This window comes from Flavobacterium sp. JP2137, assembly GCF_050562195.1.
Classification (GTDB): domain Bacteria; phylum Bacteroidota; class Bacteroidia; order Flavobacteriales; family Flavobacteriaceae; genus Flavobacterium.
The window spans coordinates 975,637-996,876 of record NZ_CP191647.1; the positions used below are offsets into that span (position 1 = coordinate 975,637).

Annotated in this window: 20 protein-coding genes; 17 read left to right on the forward strand and 3 right to left on the reverse strand. The window is 42.8% G+C overall.

The features are described 5' to 3' along the window. The first annotated feature begins 108 nt into the window (after positions 1-108). Complete coding sequence (rpiB, locus tag ACQZ43_RS04270; RefSeq protein WP_430614701.1) at positions 109-537, forward strand: ribose 5-phosphate isomerase B; 429 nt, start codon at positions 109-111, stop codon at positions 535-537. A gap of 29 nt (positions 538-566) precedes the next feature. Here rpiB and ACQZ43_RS04275 read toward each other — a convergent pair whose 3' ends face one another. Next, complete coding sequence (locus ACQZ43_RS04275) at positions 567-830, reverse strand: DUF1294 domain-containing protein (protein ID WP_430614702.1); 264 nt, start codon at positions 828-830, stop codon at positions 567-569. A gap of 245 nt (positions 831-1,075) precedes the next feature. On the opposite strand from ACQZ43_RS04275, the gene ACQZ43_RS04280 reads away from it, so the two are divergent. Together ACQZ43_RS04280 and ACQZ43_RS04285 are read left to right on the forward strand one after the other, a co-directional pair. Next, positions 1,076-3,205, forward strand: a complete 2,130-nt coding sequence (locus ACQZ43_RS04280) for a Tex family protein (RefSeq protein ID WP_430614704.1) — start codon at positions 1,076-1,078, stop codon at positions 3,203-3,205. 228 nt (positions 3,206-3,433) lie between these two features. Continuing rightward, positions 3,434-3,688, forward strand: coding sequence for a hypothetical protein (locus ACQZ43_RS04285; RefSeq protein WP_430614705.1), 255 nt, complete (start codon positions 3,434-3,436; stop codon positions 3,686-3,688). Positions 3,689-3,868: 180 nt separating this feature from the next. On the opposite strand, the gene ACQZ43_RS04290 is transcribed toward ACQZ43_RS04285, so the two are convergent. Beyond that, a complete protein-coding gene (locus tag ACQZ43_RS04290; protein WP_430614706.1) occupies positions 3,869-4,084 on the reverse strand; it encodes a Sec-independent protein translocase subunit TatA/TatB in 216 nt (71 codons plus the stop codon). A gap of 179 nt (positions 4,085-4,263) precedes the next feature. On the opposite strand from ACQZ43_RS04290, the gene ACQZ43_RS04295 reads away from it, so the two are divergent. The 12 genes from ACQZ43_RS04295 (at position 4,264) to ACQZ43_RS04350 (ending at position 17,728) form a co-directional block, all read left to right on the forward strand. Next, positions 4,264-5,136, forward strand: coding sequence for a murein hydrolase activator EnvC family protein (locus tag ACQZ43_RS04295; RefSeq protein ID WP_430614708.1), 873 nt, complete (start codon positions 4,264-4,266; stop codon positions 5,134-5,136). Between the two features lie 6 nt (positions 5,137-5,142). Beyond that, positions 5,143-6,633 (forward strand): GH3 family domain-containing protein, encoded by a 1,491-nt coding sequence (locus tag ACQZ43_RS04300; RefSeq protein ID WP_430614709.1) that lies wholly within the window; start codon positions 5,143-5,145, stop codon positions 6,631-6,633. A 32-nt stretch (positions 6,634-6,665) separates the two neighbouring features. Further along, on the forward strand, positions 6,666-8,345 hold the full coding sequence (locus tag ACQZ43_RS04305) for a DUF6909 family protein (protein WP_430614710.1): 1,680 nt from the start codon (positions 6,666-6,668) through the stop codon (positions 8,343-8,345). A gap of 1 nt (position 8,346) precedes the next feature. Beyond that, positions 8,347-9,312 carry a hypothetical protein gene (locus ACQZ43_RS04310; protein WP_430614711.1) on the forward strand — a complete coding sequence of 322 codons (966 nt, stop codon included), beginning with the start codon at positions 8,347-8,349 and terminating at the stop codon, positions 9,310-9,312. A 1-nt stretch (position 9,313) separates the two neighbouring features. Beyond that, complete coding sequence (gene rfbC, locus ACQZ43_RS04315) at positions 9,314-9,865, forward strand: dTDP-4-dehydrorhamnose 3,5-epimerase (protein ID WP_430614712.1); 552 nt, start codon at positions 9,314-9,316, stop codon at positions 9,863-9,865. After that, a complete protein-coding gene (gene rfbD, locus ACQZ43_RS04320; protein WP_430614714.1) occupies positions 9,859-10,695 on the forward strand; it encodes a dTDP-4-dehydrorhamnose reductase in 837 nt (278 codons plus the stop codon). The genes rfbC and rfbD overlap by 7 nt, the downstream gene beginning before the upstream one ends. Positions 10,696-10,729: 34 nt before the next feature. Then, on the forward strand, positions 10,730-11,848 hold the full coding sequence (wecB, locus tag ACQZ43_RS04325) for a non-hydrolyzing UDP-N-acetylglucosamine 2-epimerase (RefSeq protein ID WP_430614715.1): 1,119 nt from the start codon (positions 10,730-10,732) through the stop codon (positions 11,846-11,848). Positions 11,849-11,880: 32 nt separating this feature from the next. Beyond that, positions 11,881-13,410, forward strand: coding sequence for an oligosaccharide flippase family protein (locus ACQZ43_RS04330; RefSeq protein ID WP_430614716.1), 1,530 nt, complete (start codon positions 11,881-11,883; stop codon positions 13,408-13,410). A 1-nt stretch (position 13,411) separates the two neighbouring features. Next, positions 13,412-14,254 carry a glycosyltransferase family 2 protein gene (locus ACQZ43_RS04335; protein ID WP_430614717.1) on the forward strand — a complete coding sequence of 281 codons (843 nt, stop codon included), beginning with the start codon at positions 13,412-13,414 and terminating at the stop codon, positions 14,252-14,254. A 113-nt stretch (positions 14,255-14,367) separates the two neighbouring features. Next, on the forward strand, positions 14,368-15,390 hold the full coding sequence (locus tag ACQZ43_RS04340; protein WP_430614718.1) for a hypothetical protein: 1,023 nt from the start codon (positions 14,368-14,370) through the stop codon (positions 15,388-15,390). After that, complete coding sequence (locus ACQZ43_RS04345; protein ID WP_430614719.1) at positions 15,391-16,467, forward strand: hypothetical protein; 1,077 nt, start codon at positions 15,391-15,393, stop codon at positions 16,465-16,467. Beyond that, positions 16,430-17,728 (forward strand): O-antigen ligase family protein, encoded by a 1,299-nt coding sequence (locus ACQZ43_RS04350; protein WP_430614720.1) that lies wholly within the window; start codon positions 16,430-16,432, stop codon positions 17,726-17,728. The genes ACQZ43_RS04345 and ACQZ43_RS04350 overlap by 38 nt, the downstream gene beginning before the upstream one ends. On the opposite strand, the gene ACQZ43_RS04355 is transcribed toward ACQZ43_RS04350, so the two are convergent. Further along, positions 17,699-18,781, reverse strand: coding sequence for a glycosyltransferase (locus ACQZ43_RS04355; RefSeq protein WP_430614721.1), 1,083 nt, complete (start codon positions 18,779-18,781; stop codon positions 17,699-17,701). The genes ACQZ43_RS04350 and ACQZ43_RS04355 overlap by 30 nt on opposite strands. Before the next feature lie 116 nt (positions 18,782-18,897). Here ACQZ43_RS04355 and ACQZ43_RS04360 point away from each other — a divergent pair, with 116 nt between their 5' ends. Both ACQZ43_RS04360 and ACQZ43_RS04365 read left to right on the forward strand, forming a co-directional pair. Then, positions 18,898-19,881 (forward strand): UDP-glucuronic acid decarboxylase family protein, encoded by a 984-nt coding sequence (locus ACQZ43_RS04360; RefSeq protein WP_430614722.1) that lies wholly within the window; start codon positions 18,898-18,900, stop codon positions 19,879-19,881. Next, entirely contained in the window at positions 19,882-21,225 is a 1,344-nt protein-coding gene (locus tag ACQZ43_RS04365; RefSeq protein ID WP_430614723.1) for an exopolysaccharide biosynthesis polyprenyl glycosylphosphotransferase, read from the forward strand. Positions 21,226-21,240 lie beyond the last annotated feature (15 nt).

The following is a 21,240-nucleotide window of genomic DNA, read 5'->3' on the forward strand; positions in this document are numbered from 1 at the left end:
GGCGAACCCAAGTGAACCGCTGCTGAAATGGCGGCAAATCCAACTGGGGTGCACCGTGGATTATTCGGCGACGCTCGCGTTTATTTAAGCAAAAAACAGTATCTATATATGAAAATATCCATCGGGAATGACCATGCTGGTCCAGCGTATAAAAAGGCAATTGTTCAATTCTTAGAACAACAAGGACATGCGGTAACCAATTACGGCACCGACGATTTGAACTCGGTAGACTATCCGGATTTTGGCCATCCCGTGGCTTTGGATGTAGAGGAACATCGGGCCGATTTCGGCATTTTGATCTGTGGAAGCGGCAATGGTATAGCGATGACGGCCAACAAACACCAAGGGGTTCGCTGTGCCTTGTGTTGGACTAAGGAGATCGCCGCGTTGTCGCGTCAGCACAACAACGCCAATGTGATCAGTATACCCGCTCGATTTACCTCGATCGAACAGGCTGTTGAAATGGTTAAAACCTTTTTGGAAACCTCCTTTGAAGGCGGCAGACATGCCGATCGCGTAGCTAAAATAGGCTGTTAATCCCTCAGACCGTCTTCGACGGTCTTTTTTTATCGCCTAAAAACAAAGACGAGCAAGAGCAGTTGAACCACGACTATGGCGTAGAACTGCATTTTAAAAGACGATTTAGCCGTCTTGTGGCGCAGCTTGTTCATCGCAATCCACGCTCCGAAAGTGCCTCCTATAAAACTCAATAACAACAAGTTCTTTTCCGGTACCCTCCTACCCTTTTTTTGTGCTTTTTCCTTGTCGTAAGCAAATAATGCGAAGGCGAGATAATTGACCACCAACAAATAAAAAAGCAGGTATTTCATGGTAATAGTAGGTTTTTTATAAGCAAAATGCGCAGAAAACCGGCCTCGGTATAAGCGCGTTTGCAAAGCTAAGGCAAAATCGCCTTCTAAAGTGTTTTCACTTAGATTTTTAAGGACCACGCTTCCGTTCTACCGCTGCAATTCGACTGTTAAAAAATAAAAATAGTCGCTATATCCAAGCGGATATCGGTTTTAATATTGGTTCAAAGGTAGTATTTTAGCCTTTCTAATTTAGCATTATACCTATGACTGCTCTTGAATTTATACAACAGGCTGTTGACACCACTCCCAAAAACATTCAAAATACGCTTGCGCTATTGGAAGAGGATTGTACCATTCCCTTTATCGCGCGTTACCGCAAAGACCAAACGGGGAATTTGGACGAGGTTTACATCGAGAAAATTGCGAAGTACCACGCCTTATACCAGCAGATTGTAAAGCGCAAGGCTGCGATATTAGGAGCTATAGAGGCGCAAAACGCCCTGACCGAGCCCTTGCACAGCAAGATTGTCGGGAGTTTTGATTTGATCGAGTTGGAAGACTTGTATTTGCCGTATAAGAAAAAGCGCAAGACCCGAGCCGATACCGCCAGAGAAAACGGTTTGGAGCCGTTGGCCAAGCAAATGATGGCGCAAAACGCCCAAGACCTAGAGGGTTTGGCCGCGCGTTATTTAAACGACAAAGTAGTCACGGTCGAAGAGGCCTTTCAGGGAGCAAGAGATATTATTGCCGAGTGGATAAACGAGAATACCTACATTAGAAAAAGCCTGAGAAGGCAGTTTCAAAGCAAATCCACTTTGGATACCAAGGTGGTTAAGGCACAGAAAGACGACGAAAAGGCACAGAAGTTCGAGCAGTATTTCGAGTGGTCGGAGCCCTTGTACAAAATACCCTCGCACCGTTTACTAGCGATATTTAGAGCGGTTAACGAGGGGTTTATCAAGTTGAATTTAGGCGTGGACAAGGCGGATATGCTGAGTTTGATGCAGCAGCATTTGATCAAGCAGCGCAGTGTGAGTTCGGAGCACTTGGAACTGGCCATAGCCGATAGTTTTAAGCGATTGTTGGAACCCGCCTTGTCCAATGAGGTTTTACAAGAGGCGAAGGTCAAGGCAGATTTGAATTCGATCGGCGTTTTCGCCGACAATTTGTCTCAGCTGTTGTTGGCACCGCCCTTGGGAGAAAAGCGCATCTTGGCAATCGACCCCGGTTATAAGTCGGGCTGTAAGGTGGTTTGCTTAGATCAGAACGGAAACCTGTTGTACAACGAAACGATTTATCCCCATCCACCGCAAAAAGAAGCGGCGATGGCGATGAAAAAGATCCGTTCCATGGTCAATTCGTATAAGATCGATGCGATTTCTATCGGCAACGGAACGGCATCACGCGAGACGGAGTTCTTTATCAAGAAGATCGCCTTTGACAAACCCGTACAGGTTTTTATCGTCAGTGAGGCGGGAGCCTCGGTATATTCGGCATCCAAGATTGCACGGGAGGAATTTTCGAACTACGACGTAACGGTTCGCGGGGCGGTGTCTATTGGACGGAGGCTGTCGGATCCCCTGGCCGAATTGGTCAAAATCGATCCCAAATCGATTGGCGTGGGTCAGTACCAACACGATGTCGATCAAAATTTGTTGAAAACCGAGCTCGACAGCGTGGTTATGCGCTGTGTTAATGCGGTGGGGATCAACTTGAATACCGCCAGTAAATCCCTGTTGAGTTACGTATCGGGAATCGGGGAGAAGCTCGCGGAAAACATCGTGAATTACCGGGCGGAAAACGGCGCTTTTACCGATAGAAAGCAATTGAAAAAAGTGCCTCGTTTTGGCGAAAAAGCCTATCAACAATCGGTGGCTTTTGTTCGTATTCAGCAGCCAAAGAACCCGTTGGACAATTCGGCTGTACATCCGGAAGCCTATAAATTGGTCGAACAGATGGCTGCGGATTTAAACATATCGGTATCGGATTTGATTTCCAATAAAGCGGCGATTCAAAAGATTGAGGTCGAACGCTATACCACCGACGAAATTGGAAAGTTTACCCTGGAAGACATCTTAAAAGAATTGGAAAAACCCGGTTTGGATCCGCGTAAATCGGTTCAGGTTTTTGAGTTCGACCCGACGGTTTTTTCGATTAACGATTTGAGCGTGGGAAAAATACTGCCGGGCATCGTCAATAATATTACCAATTTCGGCTGTTTCGTCGATTTGGGCATCAAAGAGAGCGGATTGGTTCACATCTCTCAATTGAAGTCGGGATTTGTTTCCGATGTCAATGAAGTGGTCAAACTGCATCAACACGTAGAAGTGCGGGTTGTCGAAATCGATACCGCAAAAAAGAGAATACAATTGTCCATGATACTCGAAGGATAGGGGTTTTGAAAACAAATCCACAAGGCCAGCTTCGAATGGTCGTCGTATTCCCAGTATGGGGACGGACACAGCCAGATTGGACGGGGCGGCAAGCTTGTAAGCAATTGATTGGGAGTTAATTGTGTGTAAATCGTCGTTTAAGGCAAAAGCTGGCGTCAATTTTGAATAGGGTATAGGGAGTGGCGGCAAGGGATTTGGCGCAGCTCATAACTAAAAAAGCATAAGAGGATGAAAAAAATAGTAGTAGTAGCGTGTTTGTTCAGCCTGTTAACGGGCTATGCACAAGAGCGACCGCAACCGACCAAAACCCCTAAAGACACTGTGTATCAAGCGGAGGAACCCGTAAAAATTACGCCACAGCAAATGGATATAGAACCGGCCAAAAAGGGAAAAGTACCTCAAGGGGAACCCAAAGGGAAAGCGGTACCAACGGAACGTCCTAAAAAGGAGGAAACCCAACGGAAATCCGCTTCCAAGCGCTAAAATAATTTTTTTTGAGGATTCGCGTATTCGCGAGTTGTTGCCGAGCAGCGCCTTGGATTGCACCGCAAACCAAGGCGCATTCGCGCATGAACGCATAGGCGAATCAGCCTACACACCAAAGTTTTTTGCAAAAAAAATGCACTAATTTAAATTAGTGCATGTAGTTTAGTGGGGGGAAAATTATTCTGGTTTAGAATTGTTTTCCGCCGTGGTATCTTTTTTAGACGTCGATTTATCCTCGTCTTTGGTAGCATCTTTAAACTCTTTAATTCCGGTACCTAAACCCTTCATTAATTCTGGGATTTTTTTCCCTCCAAACATCAACAAAACGATGGCCACAATTAAAATAATTTGCCACGGTCCAACTAGTCCTAGAAACACTGATAATGAGTACATAATATAATTAATTTTCAATATATAGAGCAAAGATATAATAAAATAAACGATATCAGATCAACACAAAACAATTATTTAACAAGAAATTTAAACATTGGACTGTCGCAGGCGAATAAATAGTTAATTGAATTCCAGACTTTGGTTTAATTGTTATATTTGTAAAGAAAAATTTTCAAATTATGTCTAAACAAAGACTGAAACTCCAGCGTTTGAAAAAGAGATTTCTCAATAAGAATCGAATCGTGTTGTTTAACGAGCACACTTTTGAAGAGATTTTTTCGATAAAAATAAATTTAGTCAATGTCATCGGAGCCTGTCTTTCTTTGTTTTTATTTTTAATCCTTTCTACGGTTTTACTGATTGTTTTTACGCCTTTAAAAGAGTTGATACCGGGTTATTCATCGTCTGAATTAAAGAGAAAAGCCATCGAGTTAACTTTAAAAACCGACTCCCTAGAGCAATTGAGTAGCCACAATGAGGCGTATATAGCGGCGTTAAAGCGCGTTTTAACCGGTGAAGTCGACGTGGCCAAAGTCAATATGGACTCCCTGGTAAAAAGCGATACACCGCTGTTGGAAAGCAGTGCTTTAAAAGTTAGTGAAAGCGATCAAAAATTGAGGGAATTGGTTTTGAACGAAGACAAATACAACGTTTTTCAGGAGGCCAAACCCAAGGTGGGCACAGTTTTGTTTCCGCCGGTAAAAGGCACTTTGGTCGAGAAGTACGATCCCAAGCAAAAGCGGTATTGGGTCGTGATAGCCGTGCCGAATAACACGGCGATTAAGGCGATTTCTGCCGGAACGGTACTCTTGGCCGAATGGACACCGCAGCAGGGTCATATCCTGATTATCCGCCATGCCGAGGGAATCATTTCGGTGTACAAACAGGCGGCGTCCTTGACCAAAGTACAGGGCGACCTCGTGAAGACGGGCGAAGCAATTGGATTGTCGGGAGGCGGAATCAACTCGGCCAATACATCCAGTTACGTCCATTTCGAATTGTGGAAAGACAATTATTCCATTGATCCAACCATGTTTATAGATTTTGATTAGAATATTATGTCGATAAAAGCCCTTGCAGCAAAATTATTTGCCAACATCATTCACCACCAGACCCAAAAATGGGTCGACAATCCGGTGCAAACGCAAGAGCGGGTCTTTAAAGACTTGCTTGCCCAAGCGCAGCACACCGCTTTTGGAAAAGACCATCACTTTAAAGAGATACACGACCACCGCGATTTTGTACAACGGGTTCCGATTCGCGATTATGAGGGACTGCGGTCGTATATCGATCGCACGGTAGCCGGGGAGTCGAATGTGCTGTGGCCGGGGAAACCCCTGTATTTTGCCAAGACTTCCGGAACGACTTCCGGGGCCAAATATATTCCGCTGACCAAAGAATCGCTGCCGTATCACATACAAGCGGCTCGAAATGCGATATTGGAATACATTTATGAAACGGGAAAGGCGGATTTTGTCGACGGCAAGATGATCTTTTTGCAGGGGAGTCCGGTATTGGAACAAAAAAACCAGATTAACTTCGGTAGGCTCTCGGGAATCGTGGCGCACTACGTGCCCAAATACCTGCAAAAAAACCGCCTGCCCAGTTGGGAGACCAATTGTGTGGAAGATTGGGAGACCAAGGTGGATTTGATCGTCGAGGAAACCGTTGATCAAAACCTGACGGTAATCTCTGGGATTCCCAGTTGGGTTCAGATGTATTTTGAAAAACTACAGGCGAAAGCGGGCCAACCCGTGGGCGACATCTTTAAGCACTTTGAACTATTTATTTACGGCGGGGTCAATTACGAACCCTATCGCGCCAAATTTGAGCAATTGATCGGCAGAAGCGTACCATCTATAGAACTGTTTCCCGCCTCGGAGGGCTTTTTTGCCTACCAAGATAGCCAAACCCAAAAGGGGCTGCTGCTGCTGCTCAACAGCGGCATCTTTTACGAATTTATAGCAGTGGCGAATTTTTACGATGCACAGCCGCAACGACTGACCATAGGCGAAGTGGAACTGGGTGTCAATTATGTGATGATCATTTCGACCAATGCGGGGCTATGGGGGTATAACATAGGCGATACCATTGAGTTTACTTCCCTTAAGCCGTATAGAGTAGTGGTTTCGGGACGCATCAAACACTTTATTTCGGCCTTTGGCGAGCACGTGATCGGCAAAGAAGTGGAGTCGGCCCTACAATTGGCCATGCAAGGCACGAAAATCCAGGTCAATGAGTTTAGCGTTGCCCCGCAAATTGCCCCAGAGAGCGGACTGCCTTATCACGAATGGTTTATTGAGTTTGGTCAAGAACCCGATAACCTCGAGCAGTTTGCCTTAAAGATCGATCAGGCCATGCGGGAGCAAAACGTTTACTACGATGATTTGATCGCAGGAAAGGTGTTGCGAACCGTAAAAGTGACCCCAGTAGCCGCGGAGGGTTTTCAGCATTATATGAAATCCATCGGCAAGTTGGGAGGGCAAAATAAATTACCGCGATTGAGTAACGATCGGGGGATCGTGGATCAACTAATTAAAAAGGAATAGCATATATTTGCAAGTTAAATAAGAGGTATTATATGAAAGAGATCAAAAACATATCTAGAACAAGAGCACAGATTTCATCGGCAGCCGTAGAACGGATGTATATCACTATGCGCCACTTGTTTAATAGAGGTTTTTACAAGCCTATGGGCATTTCAGGAGACACTTTGAGAGAGGCGCTTTTGGAATTGCGCCCCGAGATTTACGGTTCTATCGCAGAGGAAAAAGTGGAATTAAATGGATTGCTCTATGTCATTGAGCGCTTACCCATTGGCATCGAAGAGTGTCGCTATATCAATTTGACCTCGGACGAAGGTTATTCCTTCTCCCATTTTCAAGCGATAGTACCCCCAAAGAGAAGAAGAAATTGCTACCGTATAGACGAGGAGCAAATGAATATAGAAATTACCAGAGGGCGTTCGGATATCTATGATGTTTTAACGCATTTGACCTTTGTTTTCATCGAATCACACAAGATTATGAATCGGGTGTTGATCGGAGAAGACGGCAAGGTTACCCGAGACTGGTTGAAAATTGAACAAGCGGTACACATCGAAGAGCCGTTGAACTTGGTGGAGCGCGAAATAGCGATTTCTCATCTATCCAATGTTTTGGGGCGTTCCTTTTCGGAGGTCTCTACGGTTTACGGTGGCTTTGCTACAACCGAAAATCCCGACCGCTTTTTGGATGTTATCTACTGGTTGGGGAAATTGGCAATGGAAGAGGAATTGGACAACAATAAGCGAACCATCACCTTTAGCCCCATTTTACGCGAGCGACTAGGCCACCATATCTACGGAGAAATGTGGTCCGACAACATCAAAAACCACCTGAAAAAGCACGGTTTATTGGCCCGTCCAATTCACATTATCAGTGCCAATATGCACAGTGTAATGAATTCTATCTTTGCGTCGACTGTATTGAAAACTGAGTTGGAAGGTCAGTCGGACTTATCGGTTTACGAGGAATTGAGCAAGTCTGAAAACGTCGATTTGCGCAAATTGGTTTACGAGCGTGCCGTACAGGAAGGCATGACTTTTTTACCCGATACCTCCGGCACTAATATCGATGTTCAGATTTTTGATACGGCCTTGATCGATTTTCCAAACACGGCTTTTGCAGCCCAAAAGTTGGCGCAGGAAAAACCCGTGATTATCGTGATGGACTACGCTTTTGGAGAACAGGCGTATGAAACCATAGACGAACTGTTAAAGCCCTTCCACAAAAGCACCTTTTTAAATGTGGAATCGGTATCTATTATGGGCAAAGCCGGTATTCTCATCGGAGGCAAAGGCGATATTATGATTCCCTTTGCCCACATCAATGAGGGTACAGGAGATAATTATCCCTTGGAAAACGAGTTGACTGCGGCCCTTTTTGAAGGACACGGCATTCCGGTGGTCGCTGGAACGATGGTGACCGTTTTGGGCACATCACTGCAGAATAAAGACTTGCTAAAGTTTTTTCACGATTCCACCTGGGGCGTAATCGGCTTGGAAATGGAAGGTGCGCATTATCAAAAAGCCATACAATCGGCTTCAAAGATTAGAAAGAGCATACCGCCTCAGGTAAAAGTGCGCTATGCCTATTACGCGTCGGATAATCCTTTGGAAACCGGAAGCACTTTGGCTTCGGGAGGATTGGGAGCTACGGGTGTAAAACCCACTTATTTAATCACCATAAAAATACTTGAACAAATTTTCAATATCATTTAATATGAGTCAACAACCGACCAGTCCAAATCAAGAGATTGATATCGTGTATATCTATAGAGCATTGGGTAAAATGTGTACCAATATCGGGCTATTCTTTTACAATTTTTTATTGTTGTTAAAGAGAAATATACTGATTATAGCCGCTTTATTACTTGTGGGAATCGGCTTAGGGTATTATTTAGATAGCCGCGAACAGCAACTCTTCAGGCATGATTTTATAGTGGTGCCCAATTTTGGTAGTGTTGATTACCTCTATGAGGCATTTGACAATAATTCATATATCACGACCAACCTCAATAGCCAAGAGTGGGCGAATTTAAAGGAGGTTAAAAGAATCAAAATTGAGCCTGTTGAAGACGTGTATACCTTGATAAAAACCAATAGGTACGCCATGGATTTATTTAAGGTGCTCAATGACCGAGGAGGCGATTTGGGAGAGTTCTTAAAGAATGAATCCACGAGGAAAAACTTTAAATACCACCTTTTGAGTATCTATACTCGAGGTACTAATAATACAGATCAAGTGACCGCGGAGGTTTTTGACCAATTGAATTCCCAGGAGTATTATTTGAAGAAACAGGCGATAGCACAAGCACAAAATGAGATTAGAAAGGTGCAAACCCAGCGTTCCTTAGAGCAGATGAACAGTTTGCTTGATCAACTAGGCAAGGCGCCAAGCAGTTCGGATGCTAAAATGATCAGTATACAAAACTTGCCGGAGGTAGAGAATCTCTTCTATAGAAAGAACAATATTATGGAAGATTTAGCCATGATAGAAGTGGAGCAAATGGAGCAGCAGAAAACGGTTTATATTGCAGGTGCAAGTATGAATATCATGGATGAAAAAATTTGGGATAAGCGTGCTATCAGCCTTCCATTTGTATTATTAGTGTTGTTTTTTGTAGTTGTAGGAATGAAAAATTTTACCTCGAAATTTAAGCGAATCAAAGCAAGTAGAACAAATTAATATGACGATTACTCCAACGGAATTGGCGGGATGTTTTGTATTGGAACCCAAGGTTTTCTTTGATTCCAGGGGCTATTTTATGGAAAGCTTTAACGAGAAGCTGTTCCATGAGATGAGTCAGCAGCAGCTGCGGTTTGTGCAAGACAATCAATCCTTTTCCACCAAAGGAGTTCTCAGGGGATTGCACTATCAGACCGGTGTATATAGCCAGTCTAAATTAGTTCGGGTATTACAGGGTAGCGTTTTGGATGTGGCGGTGGATATTCGACCGGATTCCGCAACATTTGGACGCTATCACGCCGAGATATTATCGGATCAAAACCACAAACAGGTCTTTGTTCCCAAGGGATTTGCACACGGTTTTTTGGTGTTGAGCGATACGGCTTTGTTTGCGTATAAATGCGATCAATATTACCACGCGGCTTCGGAAGGGGGTATAATTTATAACGATGCCACCATCGCTATCGATTGGATACTACCCGAAGCGGAGTGGATCGTTTCTGAGAAGGACAGGCAATTGCCTGCGATTGATCAAGCGCGGAAGATATGGTAGTTTTAGTTACAGGCGCTCAGGGGCAGTTGGGACTATGCCTGCAATCGATTTCATCCCAATACCCGCACATCGATTTTGTTTTTTGCGACGCTTCGATGTTGGATATTACGGACAAAGCCAATTGCAAAGCGGTCTTTGCCCATTATCGCCCGCAATACTGCATCAATGCAGCGGCTTATACCGCAGTGGACAAAGCAGAAGAAGAGGTCGAGAAGGCCTTTGCGGTCAACGCCCAAGGGGCGGAGAATATCGCGCAAGCCTGTTTGGATACCCAAACGGTACTGGTGCATATATCAACCGATTTTGTGTTTGACGGACGGCAGCACAGTCCGTATAAAGAGACAGACCAACCGAATCCACAAACGGTATACGGACGGTCTAAACGAGCCGGAGAAGAGGCGGTGAGGCGGCTTTTAAAAGCGCATTACATCTTGAGAACGTCTTGGTTGTTTTCTCCGTACGGCAACAACTTTATGAAAACCATGATCAAGTTGTCCGAGAGTCGCACAGCGATCAGCGTCGTCGATGATCAACGCGGAACACCGACCAACGGTCTGGATTTGGCTGTGGCGATACTCGATATCATCGGTCAAGATCGCGGGGAGTACGGCACTTATCATTTTAGCAATGCGGGACAGGCGAGCTGGTACGAGTTTGCCGTGGCGATTTTTAAACAAAATCAAATCGATATCCAAGTACATCCCATCGCGAGTGAAGCCTATCCGACCAAGGCCATACGGCCTAAATACAGTGTATTAGACAAGAGTAAAATAAAAGATAAATTTCAAGTGATGCCGCGAGAATGGCAGGCTTCGATACCTAAATTTTAACGGAGTTAAAACCGTTAAAAGCTAAAAAAATCCTATGAATAAGAAAGTACTTTTTGTTTTTGGAACACGTCCAGAAGCGATTAAAATGGCACCTTTAGTCAAAGCTTTTCAAGCAGCGTCTCAATTTGACACCAAAGTATGTGTTACGGCACAGCATAGAGAAATGTTGGATCAGGTTTTGGATTTTTTCGAGATTATTCCCGATTTTGATCTCAATATTATGGAGCCCAACCAAACCTTAAACAGCATTACGGCAAAAATATTGTTGGAGATGAAACCGGTTTTAGACACTTTTAATCCCGATTTGGTTTTTGTACACGGCGATACAACCACGACGATGGCCGCGAGTTTGGCCGCTTTCTATTCCGGTGCAAAAATAGGACATATCGAAGCGGGCTTGCGCACCTTTAACAAGCGCTTGCCATTTCCGGAAGAGTCCAACAGGCGTATTACCAGTGTAGTGGCCGATTATCACTTTGCGCCTACCCAGACCTCCAAAGACAATTTGTTACGTGAAAACGTGGCGGAAGACAGCATATTAGTCACCGGAAATACCGTTATAGATGCGCTGTTGGAGAGTGTCGAAATCGTCAAGGATTTAAAGCATCCGGAAATCGATATGCTCAAAGCCCTATTGCAAGAGGGGCAAGAGGTTTTGCTGATTACGGGGCACCGCAGAGAAAATCACGGGGATGGATTTATACAAATCTGCGAGGCTTTAAAGGAAATTGCCTTAAAAAACCCGTCGATGCTGTTGATTTACCCGGTACATCTCAATCCGAATGTACTCGAACCGGTAAACCGGATTTTGGGTATGATTCCCAATATTAAATTGATTCACCCCTTGTCGTATCCCGCATTTATCTGGTTGATGAACCGCTCAAAAATTATCATTACCGATAGTGGAGGGGTTCAGGAAGAAGCGCCAAGCTTGGGAAAACCGGTATTGGTGATGCGCGAAACAACCGAGAGACCCGAAGCCGTAGAAGCGGGGACCGTTATTTTGGTTGGAACAGACAAGGAGAAAATCGTTAGAGAGACGCAAGAATTAATAGAAAACAGTTCGAAGATGGAGCGCATGAGTCAACTTCACAATCCCTACGGCGACGGAGCGGCTTGTAGTAGAATTGTGGCTTTTGTTTCCAAACTTTAGGGTTATATGGGCAATTTTTATATGAAGAAGGAATGAATGTAGGTCATGTTCAGTTGAGAAGGAATCTGTATTCAAATATGGCCAGTTTACTGGTTAATATTTGTATAGGGATTCTCTATACCCCGTATTTAGTGCGGGAACTGGGAATTTCGGCTTATGGATTGGTGCCTTTGGCGTTGATTATTAACCAGTATATCGGCGTACTTACCGATGCCTTGACCAGCTCTTTGACGCGTTTCTACATGATTGCTATTCAAGAGGAAAACTGGCAGTCGGCCTCGAGATACCTGAGTTCTTCCTTTTTTCTGATCCTGGGGATTATACTGCTGTGTAGCATTCCCGCCTTTGTGTTTGTCGATCGCATCGATTCGGTTTTTAACATCCCTGAAGCGGTTTTGGTTTCGGCTAAATACCTGTTTGCATTTACGATTTTAAGTTTTTTTTGCTCGTTGATTTCCAGCATTTTAAACATAGTGCTGTTTACCTTGAACCGCTTGGATTACTTAAATGTAATCAAGATTATTCGCGGTGCCGTAAAGCCTTTTTTGGTTTTTGTCTTTTTTAATTGCATCGCCATTGATCTGACCTATATCGGCTTGGCCAATGTTATAGGAGAGTTGGTAATCTTGGGATGCAGTTATTGGTTTTACAAGAAATTTACCCATCCTCAAATAAAGTTGAGTTTGGGCCATTTTAATAAGACGGCCCTGGTTTCGCTGGTGGTCATGTCTGTATGGGTAATTGTCCAAAGTGTAGGCGATCTCGGAATTTACCGCATAGACGTAGTTATTTTAAACCTTTTTTGGTCGACTAAGGAATCGGGAATCATCGGGTCTTTTTCGGAATTAGGCGCTTATTTAAGCATTATCTCCGTCTTGTTTGTCAGTTTGTTTGGGCCTTTGATTCTCAATGCTTATTCGCAGGGCGATCACGAAAAAGTAAAGGAACTCACCTTGGACAACTCCTTGATTATTGGTATTGCCGTGGCTGTGATGGTTGGGGTTTTAATCGGATTTTCCAATTTTGTCGTTACTTTTTGGCTGGGCGAAGCCTTTACGAGTTATACCCGTTGGTTTAGTATCAAATTGATTTTGCTGCCCTTTTATACGGCGGCTGGTTTTTTTGTTAACGTCACCCGATCTTGGAATAAAGTGCGATTTCCCGCCTTGATGACCGTCTTGTTTGGTTTGCTAAACTTTGCCTTGATTTACAGTGTTGCACAGTTTTTCGAAAAGACCAATCAATCAATCGATTGGATTTTGATGATTAGTCTGATTTTTGGAATTCTACAGAGCTATTTTCTAAATGGGTTGTATTTTTCTAAATTATATAAGAATACCATTAAGGTTGTTTGCTTGAATTTTATTAAAACGGCTAGTGTACTAGCAGTTGTAGCCTTCACTTGCTCTTTTGTTTCGGCCTATCTAATCGGTAGGAACACCCTGACGAATGTGGTGGTGATTTTACTTTTGGGTATGTTTTTTCTACCTTTGAGTTTGGGGGTTTTTCTAGATAAACGACAAAGGAATGCCTTAATACAAATTGTTTTAAAAAATAAATAACATGTTTTCAGTTATCATTCCCCTATATAACAAAGAGCAAAGCATTGCTAAAACCATTGCGCACGTATTGAAACAACGCTTTGTTGATTTGGAGATTTTAGTAATAAATGACGGATCCACCGACGGAAGTTTGGCTGCAGTAGCCGCTATAGACGATCCGAGAATACGGGTGATAAATAAAGCTAATGGCGGTGTTTCTAGTGCGAGGAATTTGGGCATACAAGAGGCAAAACACCCGTGGATTGCCTTGTTGGACGGCGATGATATATGGGAGGAACAACACTTGTCCAATATGTTTGCCGTGATGGAGCAACAAGAGGTACAATGTATCTGCACGGGCTTTGTACTGGCGCAATCCAACGGCACTGTCATCAAAACGTATCAAGTGGAAAAGGAGGGATTGCACAATTATTTCCGTTTGAGCAATCAGATGGGCTTTCCGGTTCACAGTTCGGCTATAGCGATGCGCAAAACCATCTTGGGCGACTTGCGGTTTAATGAAAAACTCACCATAGGAGAGGATAATGACTTTTGGGAGAAATTGGGTAGAAAAACCGAAATTTACTTTATTCGAGAAGTATCCTCTAGGTATATCGATGATTCTGAGAACAAAGCGATTCGAAAAAAGCACGATCTGAGCAAGACACACATATACAATATCGATTTGAATATAGCTATGCCGGAGCAAGAATTCGTTTATTATAAGAAATTGATTATTTATAACGTATTACTTAGCTTTAAAAACTATAATTTTGCAAACGGACTTAAATTATATTGGAAACATAAAAAGCAGGTTAAGGGGATTGATTTCTTTCGTTTTATCGTTGAAATCATCCGCAAGTAAATCCGAATTAAATATAGTGGTCTACAAGGGTGATATTCGCGCGGTTTGTCTAAGGGCAAATAACTCGGAGTATAGCGCGCTTTTAGATAATCTTAAAAAAACATGATCTACCTATGAAAACACTGTTCTATTTGCCTGTAAAAGCGGTAAATGACGCAACCATTTATTACACCGATTTGATAAAAAGAGCGTTTGTAAATAGTGGTTGGGAAGTGACTACTGAGCAAACCGTTGATCGGGTAAATGAGTTCGATGTCGTTGTAACGATTCGCGTTAGAGATTTTTTGAAGGTCTATCTCAAAAACAGCAAGTTGCGCATAATCAATTGGCAGCAGGGTATAGGACCAGAAGAATATGCCATGCTAAACCAGTACTCGCTTCGCGCCAAAGCGGTGAGCAGCGCTTTTAGTATGATGGAAAAATGGGTGCTAAAAAAGAGTTATTACTGTTTTTTGGTTTCCACGAGTATGTTGAAACACTATAGAGAAAAATACGATATTGCCCTGAATAACCACATTGTCGTACCCTGTTATAACAAGAATTTGCAACCGGCCTACTTTGATCAAAGTCTTAAGGAAGCCTCGAGTTTTGTATATGCGGGTACCTTGTTTAGCTGGCAGTGCTTTGAACGAACGGTGGCGCTCTATCAAAAGATTGAACAGAAAAATCCAGAGGCTAGTTTAACTGTTTTTACCAAGGAAAAAGAAGCGGCTCGAGAAATTCTGAACCGCTACCACATCAAAAACAGTCAGATTCGCTATGTGAGCTTGGCACAACTCGATCAGGAGTTGAGTACGTTTAAGTATGGATTTATCTTAAGGGATCAACATCCGGTTAATGCCGTTTCTACCCCTACCAAGATGAATTCGTATCTTTCGGTGGGCTTGATGCCGATTTATACCGACGTGATTGAATCTTTTGAAGAACACTTGAACTTGGCGCCTTACTGCCTCAAGTTTAAGGCCAATGATTCGTTGGAATTCATGGCAGACGCCATTGATGCACACAATAAAAAAACGGTGGATTACCCCGATTTTTTAAAGATCTGTCAAGAGAATTTTAAAGGCTATTACGACGATGCGTTTAACATAAGTAAAATAGAAAAGGAGCTTATTGATGGCCTAAAAACGACTTAAATGTACTACGTTAAAAAAAATAAATTGACTTTTTACCTGCTCGTCGGGCTGTGTATACTGCTCGGGATTGTAGGGCCTTTTATTTTGCCAGATAAGTTTTACTACGACGCCAGCTTAATCGTTTCCGACCCCTTTAATCAAAGGGGCTGGATAGCGAGTTATCCGCTGACCATGATGTTTTATCACCTGACCGGTATGTCGTACATCCCCTATAGCTTCGTGGCTTTAATTCAATTGCCCATATTGTTTTACGTGCTTAAGAAAATAGGGATTCCCGATAATTTTCACCTTTTTACCCTGCGAAATGTAGTGGTTTATTTGGCTTTTTTGATGATCAGCATTTTTATCGCCCAACCCTCAAAGGAGTTTATTACTTACCTCTTTATCGCTGTAGTCCTGTATATACTCCTACAAAGGGGAGTCCGCTTTAATCTGTTATTAGCAGCGGTATTTGCGGGTTTCTTCGTCTTTGGAATTATCTTTCGCCCGTACTATATCTTTATTCCCTTTATCGCGGCGGGCATGTATGCCATTACCTTTATCAAAATTCCTAACAAGGTGCTTTTGTCCGTTTTTAACGGGGTAATTGTCATTATTCTAATCTCATTGACGTATGGGGTTTTAAAAGGCGATTACCTGTCTTTAATCTCAAGAGAAGACATCAATGAGGCGCGGATCAATTTTGGCGATTCCGATGCCAATAGCATGATTGTCTCTCCGGTATATCCCGATACGTGGTATGGAGAGGTTTTTAGTATGTTTTACGGCTTTTTTACCGTAAACCTTCCCGTGAATGGATTGAAATTTATCACTTCGCCCCAGATCATCGCTTTTGTAATCTGGCAATTGGCGTTAACCCTGATGTTGTTAAGGCGTTTGTCTCAATGTCTGTATAATCCCAAAGAATATCAAGTGGCCTTATGGGCGCTCTTACTGACCTTTGCTTTTTTTGTCGCTCAGGGTATGTTTGAACCCGATTTAGGTTCTGCTGTTAGACATAAAATAGGTATTTTTCCACTAATATATTTTTCCTTATACTATGAAGATTTCAGACGAAAAATATCAGAAAGGCTTTAATTTATTATTGCTGCTAATTGGGTGTACTTTTTTCTTTAGCAAATTGTGCACTTGGTTTATCATAATTTTTGCCGTTTATAATCTCGTGTTTTTTAAGCGGAGTACCTTTCCCAAAAAGGGACTTGTTTTCGCTTTGATTATAGCGAGCCCGATGTTGCTGGAATTGCTTTTCTTTTGGAAGAACGACAGCCCGCTCTTGGGGTGGAAATCTGCGGAGAAATCGGTTTCACTACTCATTTTTCCCTTTTTTATCCTTTCGAATTACAAGCATATTCCGTTTTTTAAGATACTCGATCTATACGCCAAAGCGACCACGGCCATATTGCTGGTTTTGTTGTTGCGATTCCTGATTGTAGAGCCCGATTTGGTGCATAAATACCTCAATCGAATAGACTTATGGGAAATGGGTTACCAGTTCGCGGAGAGTTTTAAAAACCATGCTCCGGCGGTAAACATGCATTTGACCTTTGTCGCCATTCTCAATTTTTATTTTTTACTGCGCTACCTACAACAGCAGCGAGAAAAATGGTTGATTGCCTTACAGACTCTGATTTTATTGGCTTCTATTATGTGGATTTTGATTGTAAATACGCGGATATCCCTGTTGAATGTCACCGTAGGATTCGGTATCGTGATCTTTGTAGAGGCATTTAAGTATTACAAAGCCAAGACCATTATACTGGGCAGTATCAGCTTTTTTTCGGTGATGATTTTGATGTTGTTTTTGTTCGTACAATTAAATCCCTATATGAAGGAGAAGTATTCCACATCGACCTTTGCATATATGGATAAGGTTGGCAAGTTGGACGAAATAGAAAATCCCGAAAGCGCGGTTTTTAACGCTTTTGTCACCCGGGTGTCTATATGGAAGTCGGCCTGGGAATTGTCGCAACAAAGTTTGCTCACCGGCTACGGCTCCTCCAATTCAAAACCGGCCTTAACGCGTTATTACGAGCAAACCAACCAGCATTTTTTGGCCAAATATGCCTTTCCCACACACAATCAATTTTTGGATTTCTTGCTCAAATTTGGTATATTGGGTATACTAGTAGTATTCGGCTATGTTTTTCTAAATGCGTATCTGGGTCTAAAGACGCATAGTGGAATTATGCTGGCCTTTTTCTTTAATTTCTTTACCTCCAACCTGGTAGACGATTTTCTGATTCGCTTTGACGGTATAGTCTTTAGCGGACTGTGGACCTCTTTGTTTGTGGTGTATTACCTACAGCGGTTAGACCTGCCCTTGGTAAATCGGGATTAGCTCTTGGAAGTTTTTATCCTTGTCAAATTGGCGCTTACACTGTTCATAAGCCGCTATACCCATATTTTTTCGAATTGCCGCAACTTCCAGCTGCTCCATTAGTGGGGCAATCTCGTCTATTTGATCAAACAAAAAGCCCGATACGCCGTGCACGACGACATCTTTATTTCCGATAACTCGGGTGGCCAGGATGGGTTTTCTCAGCGCCATCGCTTCTAAAACCGCAATGGGAAGTCCTTCCCATAAGGAGGTTTGCAAAAACACATCCAATGCATTGAGCTGTGGAAGCAGGGCCAAGTTATTGAGAAACCAACCCGTGATTTGTATGTTTGTTGCCGTCAATTCGGCGCGTAGTTCACCGTCTCCAATCCAAATAAATTGATGTTGGGGGTAGCGCGCTGCGATGGCGTTAAACAATTGGGGGTTTTTCTGGGCGGTAATTCGTCCGACGATACCGATTTTTAAGCGTTCGTTTTCAACGGGTTTGTAAAAGGGTTCCAACACCTTAAAGTTAACGCCGTTTCGCACCAATTCGGCTTTGCCCATACTTTTGGCAATTTCGTATTCCGTATCGCCACAGGCGATGGTGGTACCGCCAAAAATCGATTGGGTGTATTTTTCAATGGCCCAAAAGAGCTTTTGTTTAAACGGAGAAATATCCTGTCTCACAAAGGAATAGCCGTGAGGGGTATAAAATACTTTGGCCCTTGAAAAGAGCAAGAAGCTTGCCCATCTGCCGATTACTCCAGCTTTGGACGAATGCAAGTGAATGACATCGGGGTCGATTTCCTTCAGTACTTTTCGCAGCTTTAAGGCAGCTTTAAGGTCTTGAAATAAGGCGAGTTCTTGGGGCATATCCACTTCGATAAGCGAAACCTTAGGCGATAAATCGCTCTTGATTTGCTCGGCATCGATTTCTTTTCGCTTGGCGCTATAGATGACGGTAGTCTCGATTCCCCTACTTTCTGCCTGCTCACCAAAAAAATTGGTAAGGTCTTTGAAATAGGTATAGACGCCGCCACCGAGCGCTTCAACGATATGGACTACTTTCATGGTGTTTTTTTTACAAAATTAGATATTCTTTAGCAAACTAGCTTTAGGAAAGTAATAATAAAAAAAATAACCTATTTTTAATTTTTTTTACTAATAATCAGTATTATTTTTGCTAAATGAAACGAATATTAATTACTGGAGCCGCTGGTTTTTTGGGCTCGCATTTGTGCGATCGATTTATCCTGGAAGGATACCACGTAATTGGTATGGATAATTTGATAACGGGCGACTTAAAAAACATTGCGCATTTGTTTAAATTGGAGCATTTTGAGTTTTATCATCACGATGTGACCAAGTTTGTTTTTGTGCCCGGTAATTTGGATTATATACTTCATTTTGCGTCGCCGGCCAGTCCGATTGATTATCTGCGAATCCCAATCCAAACCTTAAAGGTAGGCTCTTTGGGCACGCATAATCTATTGGGATTGGCACGGGTAAAAAAGGCGCGTATACTCATTGCGTCTACTTCGGAAGTATACGGAGATCCTTTGGTGCATCCGCAGACGGAGGAGTATTTCGGCAATGTAAACACCATTGGTCCGAGAGGGGTTTATGACGAGGCCAAGCGCTTTCAGGAATCCATCACTATGGCCTACCACACCTTTCACGGTTTGGAGACGCGCATTGTGCGCATTTTTAATACCTATGGGCCGCGTATGCGACTCAACGACGGTCGGGTGATACCCGCATTCATCGGGCAAGCGCTACGAGGCGAAAACTTGACCATTTTTGGCGATGGAATGCAAACCCGATCATTTTGTTATATAGACGATCAGGTAGAGGGGATTTTTAGGCTTTTGCATTCCGATTATGCACTGCCCGTCAATATTGGAAATCCCGACGAAATTACGATTAAGGATTTTGCCTTGGAAATTCTCAATCTCACCCAGAGCAAGCAGCAATTGGAGTTTAAAGCACTTCCATTGAACGATCCTTTGCAGCGTCAACCCGACATTACCAAGGCGCAAAATATTTTGGGTTGGTCGCCGTTAATAGGTAGAGCGGAGGGAATGGCGCGAACGTATCGGTATTTTAAATCCTTTACCGAAGAGGAGTTGTTAAAAGAGGAGCATAAGGATTTTTCAAAATATATGAATTAAGTGAAAAAAAGAAGAGGAAGGTATTCCAAATTTATCAGACCCATTACACTTATAATAGACCTGATTATCATCAACTTATTGGCCTATTTCCTCTTACCTGAATTTGCGGGTAAGGGGTGGTTCTATATATTTATATCGCTGTGTTGGCTGTTGAGTTCTTGGGCAACGATGTACTACGACGTATTTCGCTTTACGAGAATTGTAAAAATATTTGAAAAAATATTTAAGCAGTTCATCTTGCAATTTGTGTTGTATTCGGCCTATAACGGAATTTTTTCTCGTTTTGCCGAACCCAAAGACCTGATTATTTACGGGGTGGTCACCATGATTATCATTTCGATTATCAAGATCAGTATTTTTTATTCCCTAAAAATTTTCCGCAGCCAATATGGAGGAAACTACAGAAAGGTCGTGATTATTGGCAAGGGGAAAGAAATTAAACAGCTGCGCGACTTCTTTAATCTAAAGTCGGAATACGGATATCACCTGGTGGGTACCTTTCAAGATGAAACCGTGGATATCCAAGACGTACTCGATTTTATCGAGATGGAAAAAATCGACGAAATCTATATCAGCTTGTATTTGGTCAGCACCAAATCATTCGCCAAAATCGTCGATTTTGCCGACAACAATTTAAAAGTACTCAAGTATATTCCCAAGGACGATGAGTTGATTGGCGATAATTACAATACGGAGTATTACGACCTTATTCCGATTATCCCGCGTCGAACCATCCCGTTGGACAACAATTACAACCGCGTGGTCAAAAGGAGTTTTGACCTGGTGTTTTCGACCCTGGTGATCGTGTTTTTACTCTCGTGGTTGATTCCGTTGATTTCTATTTTAATCAAACTGGAGTCGCGAGGCCCCATATTCTTTAAACAAGTGCGAAACGGTATCAACAATTCGGAATTTACCTGCTATAAGTTTCGATCGATGCACAGCAATACCACTTGCGACGATTTGCAGGCCTCTAAAGGAGATGCCCGTATTACCAGGTTGGGCAAATTTATCAGAAAAACGAGCATAGATGAATTACCTCAGTTTTTTAACGTATTTTTGGGAGATATGTCGGTAGTAGGACCACGTCCACACATGGTGGTTCACACCCAGATGTACGCCAAGCGAATCAATAAATTCATGGTGAGGCATTTGATTAAGCCCGGTATCACAGGTATGGCTCAAACGCACGGTTATCGCGGGGAAGTCGAAAATGACCGCGATATTATTAACCGGGTGAAATACGACATTTTTTATATTGAAAATTGGTCGGTTTTCTTGGATTTAAAAATTATTTATCTCACGATATACAATGTTTTTAAAGGAGAAGACAAGGCTTATTAATCAGAAATAAAGAAG